The 18542-nt window shown below is 69.1% G+C and carries 23 protein-coding genes and 1 pseudogene; 15 read left to right on the forward strand and 9 right to left on the reverse strand.

Annotated elements, in window-relative coordinates; all coding sequences use genetic code 11:
• Positions 1 to 44 precede the first annotated feature (44 nt).
• The 7 genes from C441_RS20510 to C441_RS19510 all read left to right on the forward strand — a co-directional run bounded on the left by C441_RS20510 (position 45) and on the right by C441_RS19510 (position 5661).
• Positions 45 to 170 carry a hypothetical protein gene (locus C441_RS20510; RefSeq protein ID WP_004043988.1) on the forward strand — a complete coding sequence of 42 codons (126 nt, stop codon included), beginning with the start codon at positions 45 to 47 and terminating at the stop codon, positions 168 to 170.
• Positions 167 to 1204, forward strand: coding sequence for a metallophosphoesterase family protein (locus C441_RS08745; RefSeq protein WP_007274778.1), 1038 nt, complete (start codon positions 167 to 169; stop codon positions 1202 to 1204). Before C441_RS20510 ends, C441_RS08745 begins: the two co-directional genes overlap by 4 nt.
• A complete protein-coding gene (locus C441_RS08750) occupies positions 1195 to 1971 on the forward strand; it encodes a DUF7260 family protein (RefSeq protein WP_007274779.1) in 777 nt (258 codons plus the stop codon). Before C441_RS08745 ends, C441_RS08750 begins: the two co-directional genes overlap by 10 nt.
• An 82-nt stretch (positions 1972 to 2053) precedes the next feature.
• Complete coding sequence (locus C441_RS08755) at positions 2054 to 2518, forward strand: PH domain-containing protein (protein WP_049920514.1); 465 nt, start codon at positions 2054 to 2056, stop codon at positions 2516 to 2518.
• Positions 2515 to 4332 carry a PH domain-containing protein gene (locus C441_RS08760; RefSeq protein WP_007274781.1) on the forward strand — a complete coding sequence of 606 codons (1818 nt, stop codon included), beginning with the start codon at positions 2515 to 2517 and terminating at the stop codon, positions 4330 to 4332. Before C441_RS08755 ends, C441_RS08760 begins: the two co-directional genes overlap by 4 nt.
• 74 nt (positions 4333 to 4406) lie before the next feature.
• Positions 4407 to 5102 (forward strand): carbonic anhydrase, encoded by a 696-nt coding sequence (locus C441_RS08765; RefSeq protein ID WP_007274782.1) that lies wholly within the window; start codon positions 4407 to 4409, stop codon positions 5100 to 5102.
• A gap of 304 nt (positions 5103 to 5406) precedes the next feature.
• Positions 5407 to 5661, forward strand: coding sequence for a hypothetical protein (locus tag C441_RS19510; protein ID WP_152420719.1), 255 nt, complete (start codon positions 5407 to 5409; stop codon positions 5659 to 5661).
• A 202-nt stretch (positions 5662 to 5863) separates the two neighbouring features.
• Here C441_RS19510 and C441_RS08770 read toward each other — a convergent pair whose 3' ends face one another.
• Positions 5864 to 6523 carry a bifunctional 4-hydroxy-2-oxoglutarate aldolase/2-dehydro-3-deoxy-phosphogluconate aldolase gene (locus C441_RS08770; protein ID WP_007274783.1) on the reverse strand — a complete coding sequence of 220 codons (660 nt, stop codon included), beginning with the start codon at positions 6521 to 6523 and terminating at the stop codon, positions 5864 to 5866.
• Positions 6524 to 6726: 203 nt separating this feature from the next.
• Between C441_RS08770 and C441_RS08775 the strand changes: the two genes are divergently transcribed.
• Together C441_RS08775 and C441_RS08780 are read left to right on the forward strand one after the other, a co-directional pair.
• On the forward strand, positions 6727 to 7800 hold the full coding sequence (locus C441_RS08775; RefSeq protein WP_007274784.1) for a S1C family serine protease: 1074 nt from the start codon (positions 6727 to 6729) through the stop codon (positions 7798 to 7800).
• Between the two features lie 58 nt (positions 7801 to 7858).
• Entirely contained in the window at positions 7859 to 8260 is a 402-nt protein-coding gene (locus C441_RS08780) for a hypothetical protein (protein ID WP_007274785.1), read from the forward strand.
• A gap of 48 nt (positions 8261 to 8308) precedes the next feature.
• Here the strand turns inward: C441_RS08780 and C441_RS08785 are convergent, their stop codons facing one another.
• From C441_RS08785 to C441_RS08810, 6 genes are all read right to left on the reverse strand, one after another.
• Complete coding sequence (locus C441_RS08785; RefSeq protein ID WP_007274786.1) at positions 8309 to 8740, reverse strand: universal stress protein; 432 nt, start codon at positions 8738 to 8740, stop codon at positions 8309 to 8311.
• 160 nt (positions 8741 to 8900) lie between these two features.
• Positions 8901 to 9122 (reverse strand): hypothetical protein, encoded by a 222-nt coding sequence (locus C441_RS08790; protein ID WP_004971073.1) that lies wholly within the window; start codon positions 9120 to 9122, stop codon positions 8901 to 8903.
• A 191-nt stretch (positions 9123 to 9313) separates the two neighbouring features.
• Positions 9314 to 9508 carry a hypothetical protein gene (locus tag C441_RS08795; RefSeq protein WP_007274787.1) on the reverse strand — a complete coding sequence of 65 codons (195 nt, stop codon included), beginning with the start codon at positions 9506 to 9508 and terminating at the stop codon, positions 9314 to 9316.
• Positions 9505 to 11274, reverse strand: coding sequence for a b(o/a)3-type cytochrome-c oxidase subunit 1 (locus C441_RS08800; RefSeq protein ID WP_007274788.1), 1770 nt, complete (start codon positions 11272 to 11274; stop codon positions 9505 to 9507). The genes C441_RS08795 and C441_RS08800 overlap by 4 nt, the downstream gene beginning before the upstream one ends.
• Complete coding sequence (locus C441_RS08805) at positions 11274 to 11813, reverse strand: cytochrome c oxidase subunit II (RefSeq protein WP_007274789.1); 540 nt, start codon at positions 11811 to 11813, stop codon at positions 11274 to 11276. Before C441_RS08805 ends, C441_RS08800 begins: the two co-directional genes overlap by 1 nt.
• Complete coding sequence (locus C441_RS08810) at positions 11814 to 12041, reverse strand: hypothetical protein (RefSeq protein ID WP_058565934.1); 228 nt, start codon at positions 12039 to 12041, stop codon at positions 11814 to 11816.
• A gap of 165 nt (positions 12042 to 12206) precedes the next feature.
• Here C441_RS08810 and C441_RS08815 point away from each other — a divergent pair, with 165 nt between their 5' ends.
• From C441_RS08815 to C441_RS08840, 6 genes and pseudogenes are all read left to right on the forward strand, one after another.
• Entirely contained in the window at positions 12207 to 12425 is a 219-nt protein-coding gene (locus tag C441_RS08815; protein ID WP_007274790.1) for a hypothetical protein, read from the forward strand.
• Position 12426: 1 nt separating this feature from the next.
• On the forward strand, positions 12427 to 13221 hold the full coding sequence (locus C441_RS08820; RefSeq protein ID WP_007274791.1) for a sulfite exporter TauE/SafE family protein: 795 nt from the start codon (positions 12427 to 12429) through the stop codon (positions 13219 to 13221).
• Between the two features lie 2 nt (positions 13222 to 13223).
• Positions 13224 to 15683, forward strand: coding sequence for a heavy metal translocating P-type ATPase (locus C441_RS08825; protein ID WP_049920515.1), 2460 nt, complete (start codon positions 13224 to 13226; stop codon positions 15681 to 15683).
• A 112-nt stretch (positions 15684 to 15795) separates the two neighbouring features.
• Entirely contained in the window at positions 15796 to 16116 is a 321-nt protein-coding gene (locus C441_RS08830; RefSeq protein ID WP_049918249.1) for a hypothetical protein, read from the forward strand.
• A gap of 30 nt (positions 16117 to 16146) precedes the next feature.
• Positions 16147 to 16624 (forward strand): annotated as a pseudogene (locus C441_RS20565) (universal stress protein).
• A gap of 72 nt (positions 16625 to 16696) precedes the next feature.
• Positions 16697 to 17137 (forward strand): pyridoxamine 5'-phosphate oxidase family protein, encoded by a 441-nt coding sequence (locus C441_RS08840; protein ID WP_007274794.1) that lies wholly within the window; start codon positions 16697 to 16699, stop codon positions 17135 to 17137.
• A gap of 47 nt (positions 17138 to 17184) precedes the next feature.
• Here the strand turns inward: C441_RS08840 and yqeC are convergent, their stop codons facing one another.
• Positions 17185 to 17943, reverse strand: a complete 759-nt coding sequence (yqeC, locus tag C441_RS08845) for a selenium cofactor biosynthesis protein YqeC (RefSeq protein WP_007274795.1) — start codon at positions 17941 to 17943, stop codon at positions 17185 to 17187.
• Positions 17936 to 18542 (reverse strand): molybdopterin oxidoreductase family protein (locus tag C441_RS08850; protein ID WP_007274796.1); only part of this gene is annotated, 607 nt, incomplete at its 5' end. The genes C441_RS08850 and yqeC, both read right to left, overlap by 8 nt.

The raw sequence follows: 18542 nt of genomic DNA on the forward strand, positions 1-18542 counted from the left end.
CTGTACGATATGTTTATCAGCTCGGTCCGGGTGAGTCCACGTGTATGCACGGGGACGAGACGCGCGCCACCGAGTCGCCGCTTCGAATCGAGTTGTGTCCCGACACCGGGCGGATACGCGTCCACCGGGAGACCGCGCTGGGGACGTTCACGCGGACCATCGACCGATGAGTCCGGACGCCCCGCCGGCCCTCGGAACGTCGCCGGTCGGGAACTCGGCCGAGCGCGGTCCCGGTCCGGTGCTCGCGCGCCTCGGCCGGCCGGTCTCGGAGACGCCGACCCGGCTCGCGGTCGTCGCCGACCCGCACGTCACGCCGACGGGCTCCGGCACGTGGAAAGCCTACCACCGGAGCGAGACGCGGCTTCGGACCGCCGTCTCGACCATCGCCGACCTCGACGTCGACGCGACGGTCCTCCTCGGCGACCTGACCCGCGACGGCCGCCCCGAGGAGTACGACGTGGTCGACGAACTCCTCCGCGACCTGCCGGGACCGCGGGTCGCGGTTCCCGGCAACCACGACGTGCCGAAGCGCTGGGACGACTACGACGCCCCGACGCCGGCCGAGTTCGCGGCGCGCTACGCCGGCGGCTCCCTCCCGTTCGTCCGCCGGGTCGGCGGCGTCGATATCGTCGGGCTCGACTCCGCCAGCGGCGGGCCGGACCTCGCCCTCACCGACACCCACGAGGGGGCCGTTCCCGACTCCCAACTCCGCTGGCTCGACGCCGTCCTCGCTGACGCGACGACCCCGGTCGTCGTCCTCCACCACAACGTCTTCCACCCCCGCCGCCACACCGGGCAGTTCCCCGACGCCGACTTCTACCAGCTCCGCAACGCCGACGAGCTGGCCGCGGTGCTCGCGCGTCACGACGTGCCGCTCGTTCTCTCCGGGCACATCCACTGGCCCGCGACGGCGGTGCGAGCCGGCGTCCGCGAACTCATCGCCCCGGCGACCTGCTCGTTTCCGCAGTCGTTCGTCATAGTCGACATCGACCGCCGCGGGACGACGGTCCGACTCGTCCCGCTCGCGGGACCGAAGGGCATGGCCGAGGCGTACACCCTCGCCGCCAGCGGGGCCGCCCACGGACAGGGCATCGCCGCGCACGCCGACCGCGGACAGCTGTCGGCGCTCCCGCTGGTCGACGAGCGGACGCCGCCGAGGCGGGTCGTCGGCTCGGACGTTCCGGGGGCGGTTCGATGGCGGTGAGCCTCGACCGCCTCGCCGACGCCCGCGAGGCACTCCGCGCCGAGCGTCGCCGCTGTGTTGACGAACGCGAGGCGTTCCGGGCGTTCCGCCGCGAGGTCGCCGCGTCGCAGGCGACGGCGTCGGCTCCGACCCGGACGCCCGCCACCGCGACGCTCGTCCGCCAGCGGGGCCAGCGGGGCGGAACCGACGCCGCGCTCTCCGGACTGCGCCGGAGCTACGAGCGGACCGTGATGTCCGTCCCGCACTACGACGAGGAGTACGGCGACGACTTCGGGGAGAGCCTCGCCGCCGAGTTCGGCCCGGACGTGGCGACCGCGTTCCGGTCGGCGAGCGTCCTCTCGCCGGCGCTCCGGCGCACGGTCGCGGCGGCGGCCGCGTCGTCGCTGGACGAGCGCGGGAAGTTCATCGAAGTCGTCGACGAGGAGGCCGAGTCCGTGGCGTCGATGCGCGACGATATCGAAGCGCTCCTCGGGCGGCTCCGCGACCTCGACCGGACGCCGCTGTCCGAACGCGGCTTCGACGCGCTGTTGGGGCTCTACGAGGAGCTTTCGGCGCTCCGCGAGCGACTCGAAGCACTCGTCGCGGCGCGACAGGAGACGATTTCACACCACCGGCGGGCGCTCTCGGCGCTGGTGCCGGACGTGACCGAGTTCTTCTACGCCGAGCTGTCGGTCCGGTACCCGGTGCTCGCGACGCTCGCGGAGGGCGGGGCGACGCTCGACACCGCGACCCGCCGGGTCGAACGCCGGCTCGCCGCGACACCGTAAGCCGATTCGCCCCGGCCACAGTTATTTACCCGTTCGAGGAGACGCCGGAGTATACGATGTTCACGCGCTCGGAGGGATTCCCGTGAATCGCCTCCACCCCCGTATCCGTCTTCTCTGGGTCGCCCGAGCGGTCGTGTTCGCGCTCGCCGCCGGCGGCGTGGCGACCGCGGCGACGCTGTTCGCGCCCGTCTCGATACCCACGTACGTCCCCGTCGCGGTCGGCGTCGTCTTCCTCGTCGTCGGCGTCGGCTTCGCGCTCCTCCGGTATCGGGCGTGGGGCTACGAGGTCCGCGACGACTCGCTGTACCTCCAGCGCGGCGTCCTCACCAAGGTCAACACCGTGGTCCCGTTCGTCCGGGTCCAGCACGTCGACTCGACCCGCGGCCCGCTCGAACGACTCGTCGGCCTCGCTTCGACCGTCGTCTACACCGCCGGCTCCCGCGGCGCCGACGTGTCGGTTCCGGGGCTGACCCCCGAGGGCGCAGAGGACCTCCAAGACCGGCTGAAGCGCCTCGCAATCGCGTCCGAGGGCGACGACGCGGTATGACCCGGCTGTCGCCGCTCTCGGTCCCCTACCGGGCGGTCCAGCGGAGCGCCAGCATCGCCTTCGCGCTCGCCTTCTTCGCCTTTACCGGCGGGACCGCCTTCGGCGGCGTCCTCGGCGGCCTCGGCGCCGTCGCGCTCGTCGGCGTCGCCGTGCTCGGCATCGCCGGCTACGAACTCGCCTACTTCCGCCGGTTCGAGTACGAACTCACGCCGGACACGCTGGACATCCGCTCGGGCGTGTTCTCCCGGCGCAACCGCGAGATTCCCTACCGGCGCATCCAGAACGTCGACATCTCCCGCAACGTCGCCCAGCGGCTGGTCGGCATCGCCGCCGTGAACCTCGAAACCGCGGGCGGCGGCGAGACCGAGGGCAGTCTCCGCTTCGTCAGCTACGAGGAGGCCCGCCGCATCCAGTCGGAGGTCGCCCGCCTGAAACGCGGCGGCACAGACGGCGACGCGCCCGAACCCGAACAGGAACTGCTGTTCGAACTGACGCCCCGCGAGCTGGCCATCGTCGGCGCGCTGTCGTTCGACCTCCGGCTCCCCGGGCTCGTCTTCGTGTTCGGCTCCACCGTCTTCCCCATCGTCGCGTCGTACGTGGACGTGCCGCTCCCCACCGGGAGCGCCGCGGCCGCGGGGGTCGGCATCGTCGCGCTGGTGCTCCTCGTCGCGCTCGTGTCGTGGGCCGCCGGCTTCGCCTCCGCGGTGGTGAACTACTACGGCTTCCGGCTGACCCGCGTCGGCGACGAACTCCAGTACGAGCGCGGCCTCCTCCAGCGCTACAACGGGTCGATTCCGCTCGACAAGCTCCAGACGCTCACCGTCGAGGACAACCCCCTGAAGCGCCGGTTCGGCTACGCGACGCTCCTCGTGGAGACGGCGGGCTACGCGCCCGGCTCCGACGGGACAAACGGGTCGGGCCGCGCCAGTCGCGGCTCCGAGGCGGCCATCCCGCTCGCGACCCGCGACCGCGTGCTCGGCCTCGTCGCCGACCTCGAAGGCGTCGAACTGCCGACGTTCGAGGGGCCGCCGACGCGCATCCGCCGGCGCTACGCCGTCCGCTACTCGCTGGTCCTCGGCGCGGCGACGCTCGCGCTCTACGGCGCGAATCGGTTCCTCCCGCAGGAGGTTCCGTGGTTCGTCCCGCTGGCGCTCGTCCCGGTGGCCGTCGTCGCCGGCGCGCTCCAGTGGCGGCACCGCGGCTACGCGCTCGCCGACGACCACTTCGTCACCCGAAACGGCTTCTGGAAGCGCGAGACGCGCGTCGTCCCCTACTACCGGGTGCAGACGGTCATCGAGCGCCGGACGATTTTCCAGCGCCGCTGGCGCGTCTCGACGGTCACGGCCGACACCGCGGGGAGCATCTCCCTCGTCGGCGGCGACGCGACCGCCGTCGACATCGAAGTCGCCGACGCGGCGGAGCTTCGGGAGACGCTGAACGACCGCCTCCGCGAGGCGCTCTCGGCGCGCCACGAGGCGCGACGGCAGTCCCGACAGGCCGCGCTCGGCATCCGCGCCGCGGAACCGGACCGCGACGCCGACGCGTCGGACTCGGGAGCGGTCACCGACGACGAGGCCGGCGTGAGCGAAACGCCCGAGTTCGTCGAGGAGGCCGAGCCGACGACCGCGGAAAACGAAGACGAAGGCGAGAGAGAAGGCGAAAGCGAAGACGAAGGCGAGAGTGAGAGCGAACCCGAAAGCGAAGACGAAGACGAAGGCGAGGAGACGGAGGTCGAACGGAAGGCCGACGACCCCTTCATCTGGGGCGCGTCGGCCGAGTCCGGAGACGACGAATCGGATGATGACGGCCGCTAGCCGGAGCCGACCGACGGCGGTGAACGCCGCGACGAGCGGGGAGCTATATTGACGCGCGGGTGCAACGTAATCCAATGACGCGAACAGTGCTGGAGTCGCTGTTGGCCGGGAACGCGCGACACGTCGAGAGCCTCGCCGCCGACCACTTCGAGGGCGTCCGCGAGGCGCAGTCGCCGGCGGTCGTCTCGGTGAGCTGTTCGGACTCTCGGGTCCCCGCCGACGCGGTCTGGAGCGCCGACAGGGCCGGCGAGCTGTTCACGTCGGTCAACGTCGGCAATCAGGTGTGGACCGAAGTCGACGGGCGGCTCGTCGTCAACGACGCCGTCGGCTACGCGGTGTCGGCGCTCAAGTCGACAGATATCGTCGTCCTCGGGCACACGGGCTGTGGCGCGGTGACGGCGGCCTACGAGACGGTCACCGACGGGAGCGTCGGGGACCTGCCCCCGGCGGTCGAAGCCGCCGTCTCGCGGCTCGTCCCGCTCGCCGAGGAGGCCCGCGAACTCGGCGTGTTCGACGCGGACACGCCGGGCGGCGAGGCGGTCAACCGACTCGTCGAGTACGCGGTCGTCCGGCAGGTGGAGTACCTCACCGAGAGCGACGAGATTCCCGAGGCGACCGACTGCTGGGGCTTCGTCTACGACTTCCAGCGCGTCTACGGCGACGCCGACGGCGCGGCCTACCTCGTCGCGGCCAACGGCGAGTCGGACCCCGACGCGCTCGCCGACGTGGTTCCCGATGGGTTCGAAGAACGCGTGCGGTCGATTCGGTAAGAAGCGATTGGCGGGTGGTTCGAGGGGATTTGATCCGTTGGAACCCGTGATTTCTGAGCTGAATTGCGTGCAGAAGTATCAGTAACCCCGCCACGACAAGTATCACACACCTACTCAGCGGTTGTTTCAGAGAGGAAGGTATTGAACAGGGATAATAACAACAAATCAATATTAATCAAGACCAATTCTTAGAGTTAATACATGGGAACCAATGGATATTATAAACATTACAGATCTGAAACACATATTGGATTTCCAACTGTTTAGAAATGAATATGGTTTTTGATTGTCAGAATCTAGTTGGATGTCTGATAAGAACATAGAACAACCGAATCGACGAACTGTTCTACAAGCTATGGGTGCAGCTGCTGGAGTTGGTTTGGTCCCAACAATCAGTTCCGGGAAAGAAGACAGCGTGGTGAAATTTGACAAAGCCATGAAGAAGCGGGGTAAAAAAGATTGGAGCCTTGATAAATGGTTCAAATACATCGATGATAAAGATATAGAATACGGGATTAACGCAAATGGAAGGAAACGAACTCAGCCCAAGCGGAGATAGTCAGTCGTATAACCTGAAGGGATATGATAAGATTAGTTTATTTATTGCTGTATTTTTATATTTTGGTTCAGAACTAAACATAATTCCATTCCAAACGGCCGTCCTTTCGTTCCTTTTTGTCATTATATTATATCTCGTCTTGGATAGCTAAATACATATTATATATTCTATTATTTAAATTAGGACGACCCCCCGCTCTCCCTCAGTCGTCTCGCGCGTCGTCGATGACGTTCGAGAACTCGCGGGCCGTCTCGGTGATTGCCTCGAAGTCGCCGTTTTCGATTGCCTCGTCGTCCATGAGCGCGCCGCCCGCGCCGACGACGACCGCGCCGGCCTCGATGTAGTCCGCGGCGTTGTCGAGGCCGACGCCGCCGGTCGGCATCATCGGAATCTGCGGGAGCGGCCCCTTCATGCTCTTGAGGTGGCCGGGGCCGAGCGAGGAGGCGGGGAACACCTTCACGAGGTCCGCGCCCGCGGAGTACGCGTCGGTCGCCTCGGTCGGGGTCATGATGCCCGGCGCGACGAGCGTCCCGTAGCGGTTGCAGGTCTCGACGACGCCCTCGTCGAAGTTCGGCCCGACGACGAACTCCGCGCCGGCCTGGATGGCCGCGTTCGCGGTCGGCGCGTCGAGAACGGTCCCTGCCCCGACGATTGCCTCGCGGTCCGAGAACGACGCCGACACCTCGCGGATGAGGTCCATCGCGTCGGGGTTGTCGGCCGTGATTTCGTAGGCGGTGACGCCGCCTTCGTGGAGCGCGTCGGCCACGTCGATGATGGTGTCCGCGTCCGCGCCGCGCATCACCGCGACGACGCCGCTGTCGGCGAGTCGTTGCATGTCCTCGTGTACGTCGAGTGCGACCATTGCTGTCTCGTCGTTTACTACAGATAGTATTAAATTGGGGGCCTCGCGGCATCGCTTCGGTGGCAACCCACGGCCGCCGCCTCCGTCCGGGTTCCGCGGGTGACAGTCGTGTCCGTTGTCACCACGCGACACGCTCAAATCCGCTGGGCACTAACCCGAGGTAAGCGACGCCCGAGCGGTATGTGCCGCCCCGTCGCACCACCATGCCAACGCATCCCGATTTCGAAGCGCTGTACCGCGACGTCATCCCCTCGGTCGTCTCCGTCTACGTCGGCGGCCGCCGCCGTCCCGGCGGGGCGGGGAGCGCCTTCGTCTACGACGACCGGCATCTCGTCACCAACGAACACGTCTCGCGGCTCGCCGACGCCGAAGACGCCGGTCGGGTCGAACTCCGGTTCGCAGACGGGTCGTGGCGCGTCGGCGAGGTCGTCGGTGCCGACGCCTACACCGACCTCGCCGTCGTCGCCGTCGACGACCTACCCGGCGACGCCGCGGCGCTCCCGCTGGCGACCGAGAACCCCGCGCCGGGGCGGTCGGTCGCCGCGCTCGGCAACCCGCTCGGCCTCGACGGCTCCATCTCCGCGGGCATCGTCTCCGGCGCGAACCGGTCGCTTCCCACCTCGAACGGCTTCGCCATCCCGGACGTGGTCCAGACGGACGCCCCCATCAACCCCGGCAACTCGGGCGGGCCGCTCGTGGGATTCGCCGCCGGGAAACTCGACACCGACGGCGACGACGTCGGCGATGGAGACGCGACCGGTTCCGCCTACGAGGTCGTCGGCGTCAACCGCGCCAAACAGGGCGACAACATCGGCTTCGCCGTCTCGCCGGTCATCGCCAACCGCATCCTCCCGGTGCTCGTCGCCGACGGACACTACCGCCACTCGTACCTCCGGGCGCGCACCCTCGACGTGACGCCGACGGTTGCCGAGGCGAACGACCTCGACGCGCCCCACGGCGTCCTCGTCGTCGACGCCGCGGGTTCCGACGGGGACGAGGGCTTCCTCCACGGCTGTCGCGGGACCGCCGACTACCGCGGCACGGAAATCCCCGTCGGCGGCGACGTGCTCGTCGCCATCGAGGGCAACCCGGTCCGCACCCACGAGGAACTGATGCGCTATCTCATCACCGAGACGCGCCCCGGGGAACCCGTCGCCGTCGGCATCGTCCGCGAGGGCGACCCGCTGACGCTCGTCGTCGAACTCGACGAGCGACCCGCCGTCGACCGCGACGACCGGACCGACCGCGACGGCGGCAGTCGCATCCCAGTGGAGTAAGCGGACCGCGGCCGTACGAGAGAATAGAATTTTGACAGTTCCGGACGAACGTGCGACTGTGCCTCCGACATCTACGACACCGGCCGACGGCGGCTCGAACGTCGTTCCGCCGGACAAGTCGCTGTTCGCCGAAATCGCCCCGTTCCGGCTGGCGGTCGGCGTCGTCTTCTGTGCCTTCGCCGTCGGCGCGGTCGCCTTCGGCTGGCTCCCGCCGATGAGCGCCGACGTGGTCGGCATCGCGCTCCTCTGTGTGGTCTTCCTCTCCGGGGGCTTCGTCCCGTTCAACGGAACCCTCGCGTTCTACGTCTCGCAGGCCGCGGCGTTCCTCGTCTGGGGGGCGCTCCGACTAGCGGTCGACGGCTTCGACGTGATTCCGCTCCTGTTGGGCGGGGCCGGGGCCGTCGGCCTCGCGGTCTACGGCCGGCGAGCGCTCCGCGACGGGCTCAGAGCGCTGGTCTGAGTCTGGTCGAGCGGCTCCGACTCCGGCTCCGAGCGAGCGAGTCCGCGCTCACTCTCTGACGGTCAACACGGGAACCTCGGCGAGCCTGACGACCCGTTCGGTCGTGCTCCCGAGAATCGCGTGTTCGAGGCCGGTCCGCCCCTGGGTCGCCATCACCACGAGGTCCGCGTCGGCCTCGGCGACCGCGTCGAGAATCTCCCGGTACGGGACGCCGATTCGGATTTCGGTCTCGCAGTCGACGCCCGCGTCTCCGGCGAGCGATGCGACCTCCTCGACGGCCATCTCGGCGGCGTCCCGGAGGCTCGTACGCACTCGCTCGACCGGGACGTCGGCGGCCGTCCACAGCCCGAGGTCGCCGACGTCGACGACCGCGAGGACGTGAATCGCCGCGCCGTAGGCGCTCGCGAGGTCGATCGCCCGGCGGGCCGCCGCGCGAGAGCGAGCGCTACCGTCGGTGGGGACAAAAACGGTGTCGTACATGTCATTCTATTGGCTCTCCGTCGATATCGCTTTTCCCCTCGGCGGCGCGGCAGGCGTCGGTTCGAGGGGTCGTGACAGTCCGCCCGGCGCGGTCGCTCGGCGGGTCGGGAAACGGAGCATGGAGGTCAGCGGAGCCGCGGTGCGGTCGGTGTCGAACGCCTCAGACGCGGGTGCGCGGCTTGGGTGCGACCCGGTGGGCGCTCGCGGCGGCCGCGACGAGCAGGCCGCCGAAGAGGACGGACACGAGGAGTTCAGGTGCGACGGTCAGGCCGTCGACGCCGCCGAACGTCGTAAACAGCGCGTAGCCCGCGATAGCCGTGAGGGCGATACCGATGACGACCGCGAGGCCGATGCCGGCCTTCATCAAGTCGAGGTTGCTCATGGTCGCTTAGACGTAGGCGAGACGACCGAATATAAACGGAGACTGCTTCCCAGCGACCGGGAAACTGACCGGGCGTCACCCCCGCTATCGCGGGGGTTTTATGTCGGTTCGGCGGTCGTCGCGTGGCGGGGTTCGCGGCGACGATGCGGAAAATCAGGCGTCGAAACGGCGTTCGAGGCGTCGGCTGTCAGCTACGCCGCCGACTCCGACCCCTCGCCGTAGAGTCCGTACAGCACGAACAGCAGGGCGAGAAAGAGGAACTCGATGACCGCCACGGCGATGAGCGGGAGCTCCACGTTGAAGAAGCCCGCCACCGTGCGGAGTTCGATGGCGATGGGGACGCTGAACGCGATGAGGATGAGCGCCCGCGCCTTCGTGAGCTTCACGCGACCACCCCCCAGAGGGTGTTGAACGCGCTCGTGACCGTCGTGGCCACGAGGTCGAAGCCGGCAGAGACGGTCGCCGGGACGGGGAGGCCGCCGCCGAACAGCCCGCCGCCGTTCTGGATGATGCCGGCCAGCGGAAGCGTGTACGCGAGCACGACGAGCACCGCCGCGATACCGGTCCACATCGCGAGGTTGTCGAGGACGCGCGGGCTTCCCTCGGGCCCCGAAAGCGGCTCGGGCAGGTGGGAGTCGACCGGCCGGTCGGACTCCTCGCCGAGCGAGGTCAGGAGGATGTTGAACAGGAACAGCACCACCGACAGGAACAGGAGCGTCCCGCCGAGGGCGATCTGCACCCGAAGCTCGAAGATGCTCCCGATGGGCGTCAGGAACTCGAAGTTCTGGTACTGCGGTTCGGCGGTGCGCCGCGGGATGCCGGCGAGGCCGGCGCGGTGCATCGCGTTCGACATGAACACCATGCCGACGAACCACATGATGACCTGCAGGAGGCCGATGGGCCGGCTGTAGAGCTTCGTGCCCGTGACCTGCGGGACGAGCCAGTACGACCCGGCCATCATCGTCAGCGCGACGGCCGTGCCGACGGTGAGGTGGAAGTGCCCCGGCACCCACAGCGTGTTGTGGATGAGGTAGTTGATGTTCATCCCGGCGTTGATCATGCCGGAGAAGCCGCCGGCGGCGAACATCGCGCCGGCGAGCGCCATGCCGGTAAAGGCGGGGTCGCGCCACGGGAGCGCGCCGAGCCAGCGGAGGTAGCCCTCACCGCCGCGCTGGCGCGCGCCGTGTTCGACGCTGGCGACGACCGTAAAGGCCGTAAGGAGCGACGGGAGGAGCAGGAACATCGTGTTCGTCATGGCGATGAACTTGAAGCCCTCCGCGATGCCCGGGTCGAGGTACTGGTGGTGAATCCCGACCGGGGTCGAAAGCAGGAGGAACAACAGGAACACCACGCGTGCGAGCGGGTCGCTGAACAGCCGCCCGCCCGCCAGCTTGGGGAGCACGGTGTACCAAAGCAGGTACGCCGGCATCAGCCAGAAGTAGACGATGGGGTGGCCGAAGTACCAAAAGAGCGTCCGCGTCAGAAGCGGGTTGACGCTCTCGATGAGGCCGAGCGACCACGGGATGAGGAAGAACACCACCGAGACGGCGACGCCGAGGGTGGAGACGTACCACATAATCATCGTCGTGAGGACCATGAACGTCTGTAGCGGGATGCGCTCGTCCTCGTGGTTCTTCCGCCACGCGCGGTACGAGAGGAACCAGTCCGCGCCGGCGAGCCACGTGCCGACGATGAACATCGCGAGGCCGATGTAGAATATCGGGTGCGCCTGCAACGGCGCGTAGAACGTGAACAGCACGTCCGCGCTCATGCCGAGGTTCGGGACGAAGCCACCGAGGATAGCGACGGTTGCGAGCACCGTCCCCGTCGTCATCAGGCCGACCCACGCCCACGAAAACAGCGCGCTTTCGGCGGGTCGGTCGAGGCTTCTGGCGACCGCCCAGTGGAACACCCCACAGAGGAAGAAGATGGTGAAGACGATGGCGAGAAGCACGCCGTGGCCCGTCAGCACCGTGTAGTAGTCCGCCGAGTCGATGACGCGGAGGACGTTCGTCCGGTGGAGCGCCTGAATGAGGCCGAAGAAGGCGCCGATGCCGAGCGAGACGAACGCGATGAGGAAACTCGCCTTGACGATTGCCGCCTCGTCGGGGAACTTATCGACGAACTCGCTTCCGCCGGATGCGGTCGCCATCAGTTCTCAGCCTCCCCGTCCGCCTGTTGCTGTTCGTACCAGCTGTCGAATTCGTCCTGTTCCATAACCACAATCTTCCCTTCCATCACGTGGTGGCCGGAGCCACAGTACTCGTTGCAGAGCATCCCGTACTCGCCGGGCTCTTCGAACTGAACGGTGAACTCCGAGACCTGCCCGGGGATGGCCATCGTGTTCGCGTTCGTGCCGACGACTTCGAAGCCGTGGATGACGTCGGCGGCGGTCACGTGGAACGTGACCGTGCTGTCGGCGGGAACGCGGAGCGGCTGGGTCGTGCCCGGTTCGAAGACGAACTGCCGCGCGACCACGTACACGTCGTAGCTGTTCTCGCCGGTCCGCTCGATACCGGGGGTGCCGAACTTCGGATGCTGGTCGAGCGTCGCCGGGTCGACCGTGCCGCCCTCGTCGTCAATCATCTCGATGCCCGCGCCGGCGGCCCCGTAGGTAATCGTCCCGATGAACCCGACGATGAGGACGAGCGCCAGCGCCAACCAGAGTTTCTCGTAGGCGTGTATCTCCATCTATCCCACCACCGTGAGACCCCGTCCGAGGAACTCGACGAAGTACATGAACACCCACATGCCGATGAGAATCGCCATGTAGATGAGCACGAGCACGAGCGTCCCGACCGGGTCGAAGTCGTCGTGTTCGAGTTCGCGAACGATGCCGTCGTCGGCCGTCCCGACGATAGAGTCCACGGGAGGGTCCGCCTGCCCGGAATCACCTTGGGAATCCGCGTTTGCTGGCACGCCTCCGTCGGTGGAAGTGCGCGCGGCAGAGGACGCGGCTCCCTCTGCTGTCGAATCAACGGCCATACCCGGTCATGAGGAATAACGGGACTTTAACGCAACACCCCATTCCAACGCGGTGGGAATGGGCGAAATCAGAAACACCGTGGTCGCGAATGGACCGGTATGGAACTCACGCCTCGACGCGCCGGAACCGTCGCACTGCTCGCGCTCCTGCCAGCGGTCATCTTCGGCGTGACGAAAAACCCCCTCGCGGGCGTCGTCACGGCCGTCAACGTCCTTCTCATCTCCACGACCATCTACCTCCTCATGAGTCCGACCGAGGGCGGACACGGCCACGACGGCGACGCCGACGCCGAGACCGACGCCGAACACGCCGCCTGAGATGGACGGCGGCATCTCACTCGGACTGCCGGCCGCGACCCCCGAAGCGGTCGCGTTCCTCCTCGTCGGCCTCTTCGGCGGGGCGCACTGCCTCGGGATGTGCGGCCCGCTCGTCACCGTCTACGCCGACCGCCTCGCCGACCGCGAGGGCGTCGACGGCCGGTCGCTCACGCTCCGGCAGGTCCGCCAACACGCCCTGTTCAACGTCGGTCGGGCGCTGAGCTACGCGGCCATCGGCGCGGCCTTCGCCCTCGTCGGCGGCCTGTTTTTCGACGCGTTCGACTCGGTCGCCGCCCTCGGGAGCGGCGTCCGCGCGACGACCGGCCTGCTCGTCGGAGCCGCCATCATCCTCACCGGCGCCGGCTACCTCCTCGGCCGGTCGACCGCTATCGACCGGTTCACCCCGACCGCGGTCACCCGCCTGTTCGGCCGCGTCAGCGGGTGGGCGACCGCCCGCGTCGACAGGCTCGTCGGCGGCCCGCGAATCCTCGGCCTCGGGGCGATTCACGGCCTGCTCCCGTGTCCCATCATCTACCCGGCGTACCTCTACGCCTTCTCGACGGGCGACCCGCTCCGGGCCGCCGCCCTCCTCGGCCTGCTCGGCCTCGGGACGATTCCGACGCTGTTCCTCTACGGGACGCTTCTGGGCCGCGTCTCGGCGCGCCGGCGGGCGACGCTCCACCGGGCGCTCGGCGCGGCGTTCCTCGTCCTCGGCTACATCCCGCTGTCCCACGGGCTGATGCTTCTGGGCGTGTCGGTCCCGCACCTTCACGTGCCCTTCTACCAACCGTTGTGACGATGTCGACGACGACGCGGTCCCGCGGGTCGGCCGGCGGCGAAAGCGACGCCGGCAATGACGACGAGGGCTGTGACCTCTGTGGCCTGCCGACGCCGACGCCGCCCGTCACCGACGACGAGATAGACGGCGAGTTCTGCTGTCGCGGCTGTCTCGAAATCACCCGCGCGCTCGGCGACGCGGCGAGCGCCGACCCCGAGACGGTCGAGCGCGAACTCGCGGGCGAGGCCGACGAGGTGCCCGACGACGCCGAGCGGACGTACATGGCCGTCGACGGGATGCACTGCGCCACCTGCGAGGCGTTCGTCTCCGGGACCGCGCGGACCTGCGAGGGCGTCTACGCCGCGGAAGCCAGCTACGCCAACGACATGGTCCGCGTCACGTACGACCCCGAAACCGCCGACTTAGACGGGCTGTCGGGGACGCTCGCGCGCTACGGCTACGGCACGCGCGACCCCGAGGAGCGCGAGGCGGCCGAGCGCTCCGACAACCAGGTCGCCCGGTTCGTCATCGGCGGCGGCGTCTTCGGCATGATGGTGATGCTGTGGTACGTCCTGTTTCTGTACCCGACCTACGTCGGCTTTCAGCCGGTGGTCGAACTCGGCGTCTTCGACGGTATCTACATCCTCGGCAACATCTGGGTGATGACCTCCATCGTCCTGTTTTACACCGGTTTTCCCATCCTCCGGGGGGCGCTCGTCAGCCTCCGCGCCGGCCAGCCGAACATGGACCTGCTCGTGTCGCTGGCGGCGACGAGCGCCTACGTCTACTCGACGGCGGCCGTCCTCGTCGGCGAGACGCACGTCTACTTCGACGTGACCGTCGCCATCATCCTCGTCGTCACGCTCGGCAACTACTACGAGGACCGCATCAAGCGGAAGGCCGCCGGGATGCTCTCTGACCTCGCGGCCTCCCGCGTCTCGGAGGCCCGCCGCAGAGTCGCCGACGACGCTGACGGCTCCGGCGACACCGCCGTCGAGATGGTCGCGCTCGACGCGCTCGAACCGGGCGACCTCGTGGAGGTCCGACCGGGCGAGCGCGTCCCGATTGACGGCACCGTCCGCGAGGGGACCGCCGCGGTCGACGAGGCGCTCGTCACCGGCGAGTCGATGCCGCGGACGAAGCGCCCCGGTGACGACGTACTCGGCGGGACCGTCGTCACCGACCGCCCGCTCGTCGTCGCGGTCGGCGAGGACGCGACGAGCACGCTCGACCGGCTGGTCGAACTGCTCTGGGACATCCAGAGCGCCCGCTCGGGCGTCCAGCGCCTCGCCGACAAACTGGCGACCATCTTCGTCCCGACGGTGCTCGTCCTCGCCGCCGTCGCCTTCGGCTGGACCCTCCTCGGCGGCGGCACGCCGACCGAGGCGCTCCTCGTCGGCCTCACGGTCCTCATCGTCTCGTGTCCCTGCGCGCTCGGCCTCGCCACGCCCTTGGCGGTCGCCTCGGGCATCAAGGAGGCCGCGAGCCGGGGCATCGTCGTCGCCTCCGAGGCCGTCTTCGAGGCCGTCCCCGACGTGGACGTTGTCGTCTTCGACAAGACCGGGACGCTCACCGACGGCGACATGGCTGTCCTCCGAGTCGTCGGCGATGAAACCGCCGCCCTCGCCGCGGCCGCCGCGCTGGAACGGTTCTCCGCGCACCCGCTTGCGACCGCCGTCGTGGAAGCGGCCGAAGCCCGAATCGAGGCGGGGGACGCGACCGCGGCGATTCCCGACGTTTCCGCGGACGACGTGACCGTCCACGACCGCGGCGTCTCCGGTGAGGTCGGCGGCGAGCGCGGGCGCGTCGTCGTCGGTCACCCATCGCTCCTCCGCGACGAGGGCGTGACGCTCGCTCCGGCCCACGAAACCGCCGTCGAGGCCGCCCGCGACCAGGGCGCGGTGCCCGTCGTCGTCGGGTGGGGCGGGCGCTCTCGGGCGGTGCTCGTCGTCGGCGACGAACCGCGAGAGGCGTGGGACGACGTGGTCGCGGCCGTCGCCGACGGCGGCCGCCGCGAGGTCGTGGTCCTCACGGGCGACTCCGAGCGCGCCGCCCGCCGGTTCCGCGACCACCCGGACGTGACCGACGTGTTCGCGGGCGTCCCGCCGGAGGCGAAAGCCGAGACGGTCGAGCGCCTCCGCGCCCGGGGCACCGTGGCGATGGTCGGCGACGGGAGCAACGACGCGCCCGCGCTCGCCGCCGCCGACATCGGCATCGCGCTCGGCACGGGGACGGACATCGCGGGCGACGCCGCCGACGCGGTGCTCGTCGGCCGCGACATCGACGCGATTCCCGAGGTGTTCTCGCTTTCGACCGGGGTGAACCGCCGCATCCGCGGCAACCTCGCGTGGGCGTTCGGCTACAACGCGGTCGCCATCCCGCTGGCCGCCCTCGGCGTGCTCAACCCGCTTTTCGCCGCCGTCGCCATGGGCACCTCGAGCCTGCTCGTCGTCGCCAACTCGGCGCGGTCGCTCGACTGAGCCGCCGGCTCCCGAGCGCCGAGAGAGCGACACGGCCGGCCGCTCGGTCGCCTCCCCGCGACGGTTTCCGAAAGCGGACCAGTCAAGTCGCTCCGTCTCATCGGGAACGATGATGACAGACGACCCCTTCTCGCTCGCCGTTCCGGAGGGGTGGACCGTCGAGACCGACGTGGACACCGACGAGGCGAGCGCCAAGACCGTCTACGAGTCGCCCGACTCGGACCGGCGCGTCACCATCACCGAGTTCGCGCGGGGGCTGACGCTCTACTGGTGGGTCGATATCTTCGCCCTCGCCGACGGCGAGTGGCACCGCCGCGAGGTGGGTCTCGGCGACTCCTACCGCGACGCCGACGCCGTGAGCGACGCCGCACAGGAGGCGCTCGACCGGCTCGCGTCGTCGGGCGAGCGAATCGAATCGATAGCCGACGACTGATTTATCACGGTCGCTACACGAGCGACACGTATGTACCTCGTCGCCTACGACGGCTCTCGGCTGGCGAACGCCGCGCTGGATAGAGCCGCGCGGTTCGCGTCGGCCACCGGCCACGACGTGCTCGCCGTCGCCGTCGTCCCGGACGATTCGAAGTACGCCGTCGAGGCGGGGTGGGTCCCGTCGCGGGAGGTGTTCGACCGGCAGACGGTCGTCGGAGAGCTCCACGAGACCGCGGTCGACATCGCGCCGTCGGCGTCGTTTCAGGCGGTTTCGGTCGGTCGGGACCCCGCGGCCCGGGAACATCGTCGCGGAGCTCAAGACGGTCGCGGCCGAGACGGACGCGAGCGTCATCTTCGTCGGGAGCGAGAACGCGGGTCGGGTCGTCGTCCCGCTCGTCAGCGTCGGCGGGAACGTCGCGAGCGACGACGCCCACGACGTGCACATCGTCCGCCACGCGCCCCCGGAGATTCACCGGCGGTTCCCGAAGTCGCACTTCTATCTCCCCTGAGGCCGACCCGAAGCCGGCGACCCCGGCTTCGGTGCACCACCGTTTCATGTGTCGCGGCCGCGAACGTCACGTATGCGAGATATCAGATTCGTCTACACCGTCGGCACCGACCCCGAAACGGTCGCCGAACGCCTGTCGAACGCCTCGTCGGGCGTGCTGTCGCTGGCCGACGGCGGCCGCTCGTATGCGATTCCCGCGCACGTCTTCTACGACCCCGACGGCGGGCGGCTCCTGTTCCGCCTGACCGACGACGGCGGAAGCGAGAAGCTCGCGTTCATCGAGGAGACGGAAGAGGCGACGTTCGTCTGCTACGAGGACGCGGGCGAAGACTCCTGGAGCATCATGGCCCGCGGGGCGATTCGCGTCCTCCCGGACGACGAACGCCCCGACGCGGCGACCATCAACGAGCTGTTCGGCGGCGTCCGCGTGTTCGACGAGGAGGTCGACGACCTCGACTTCCACCTCGTCGAACTCGAACTCGACGAGCTGACGGGCCGCGAGACCGCCAGATAGTCGCCGCGACGGCGGAACGAGTCCCCCGCGACCGGGGCGGGGCCGAGTCAGTAGAACCCGACGACCGGGTCGTCAGCGTCGAGGGCGGTCGCCACCACGCGGTCGACGCGGGGGTGCTCACAGAGCCACCGCGCGATTTCTCCGGCCGTCTCGGCCAGTCGCTCGTCGTCGACCATGTTGAGGACCGGGACGACCCGCGCCGTCTCGGGGACGCCCTTCATCCCGCCGCGGTCGTTCGACAGCACGGCGGCCACGTCCCACGCGGATATCGCGTCGCCGACGGCCGTCCCCGACACGTCGGAGACGAGTTCGGGTCGGTGAACGCGCTCGTCGGAAAGCGGTTCGCCGACGACACGGACGCTGGCGACCGGGCAGACGAGGTCGGCCGCGTCCGGGAGTCGCGGTTCGTTCTCGCCGGGCGCTTTCAGCCAGCGCGAGCGCGCGCCGTCGGCCTTGACGAACACCACGTCGTCGGTGGCGCGCGCGATTCGGTCGACCGTCGCCGGGTCGTAGCCGCGGTAGCGGTCCGGGCGCTCGCGTTCCGGGACGACGCCGAGCGGTCGGGTCCGCGTCTCCGCGACGGCGGTCTCGGGGGTGTCGGTGACGACCACCTCGGCCACCTCGTCGTCGAAGATTGGGATGCGGACGGTGCTCGTGACCACGCCGTCGAGGTCGCGGGCGAGTCGGTAGAGAAGCGACTTCTTGCCGCCCGCGCCGACGGCGCAGACGAGGTCGTCCGGGCCGATGCCGAGGGCGTCGGCGAGCGTCGGAAGCGACGCGGGGGTCTCAGACGGGTCGTCAGTCATCGGCCGCCGCCCCCGGTTCGACCGTCACGCGGACGGCGCTGTGTTTGTACTCGGGTATCTTCGCGGTCGGGTCGAGCGCGTCGCCGGTCAGTCGGTTCACGAGCGGTTCCGCGTAGTGGAACGTGGCGAAGACGGTCCCGCGGCGGACGGCCGGCGTCACCTCGGCCGCGACCGCGATTTCGCCGCGGTCGTTTTCGACGCGGACGGTCGCCCCGTCTTCGATGCCGCGGGCGGCGGCGTCGTCGGGGTGAATCTGCAGGCTGTCCTCGCCGCGCATCCGCATCAGCACGCCCGAGCGACGGGTGAGCGCGCCGCTGTTGAAGTGCTGGAGGACCCGCCCCGTCACGAGCACGAGTTCGCCGTCGGCGACGGGGTCCGCCGGGTCGACGTGTTCGACCACCCGGAGCGGGGCGGTCTTCGACCCCGATTCGAACGCGTCGGCGTGGAGGATTGCGGTCCCCTCGGTCGCGCCCTCGGGGAACGGCCAGCGCTGGCTCCCCGTGCCGATGCCGTCGTACGACATCCCGGCGTAGATGGGCGTCACCCGCCGGAGTTCGTCGAAGACGCCCTCGGGGGTCGCCGGCGCGTCGAGGCCGGCC

It is taken from the genome of Haloferax sulfurifontis ATCC BAA-897 (genome assembly GCF_000337835.1).
GTDB classification, from domain to species: Archaea; Halobacteriota; Halobacteria; order Halobacteriales; family Haloferacaceae; genus Haloferax; species Haloferax denitrificans.